Genomic DNA, 823 nt, shown 5'->3' on the forward strand with positions numbered 1-823 from the left:
GGCATAGCGGTATCCTGAGTAACGCGGGACACGAGGAATCCTGCGCGAATCTGCCGGGACCATCCGGTAAGGCTAAATACTCCCGTGAGACCGATAGCGAACGAGTACTGTGAAGGAAAGGTGAAAAGAACCCCGAGCAGGGGAGTGAAATAGTTCCTGAAACCATGCGCCTACAAGCGGTCGGAGCATCTTGCGATGTGACGGCGTGCCTTTTGCATAATGATCCTACGAGTTACCGTCACTGGCGAGGTTGAGTACCATGAGGTACGTAGCCGCAGTGAAAGCGAGCCTGAATAGGGCGCACAGTCAGTGGGGGTAGACGCGAAACCAAGTGATCTACACTTGGCCAGGATGAAGTCCCGGTAACACGGGATGGAGGTCCGCACCAATAAGCGTTGAAAAGCTTCTGGATGAGCCGAGTGTAGGAGTGAAAGGCCAATCAAACTTGGAGATAGCTCGTACTCCCCGAAAGGCATTTAGGTGCCGCGTCGGATGGTCACCGTGAGAGGTAGAGCGACCGATAGGACAAGAGGGCTTCACCGCCTATCGAGTCCTGACGAACTCCGAATGCTCACGGTCTGCAGTCCGGCAGTAAGGGGGCGGGTGCTAAGGTCCGTCCCCGAGAGGAGAAGAATCCAGACCGCCGTCTAAGGTCCCGGAGTTCTGCCTGAGTTAGTCTAACGAAGTCTGGTCCCTATGACAGCTAGGATGTTGGCTTGGAAGCAGCCATTCATTCAAAGAGTGCGTAACAGCTCACTAGTCGAGGGTCCGGGCATGGATAATAATCGGGTATAAGGCAGACACCGAAGGCGCGGGATAGCAA

General features: G+C 55.0%; 1 rRNA gene. It reads left to right on the forward strand.

From position 1 onward, the window contains the following. Positions 1–823 (forward strand): 23S ribosomal RNA (locus tag AAAT87_RS15415); the annotation flags it as partial.

This window comes from Segatella sinensis, from assembly GCF_040095255.1.
In the GTDB taxonomy this organism is placed as follows: Bacteria; Bacteroidota; Bacteroidia; order Bacteroidales; family Bacteroidaceae; genus Prevotella; species Prevotella sinensis.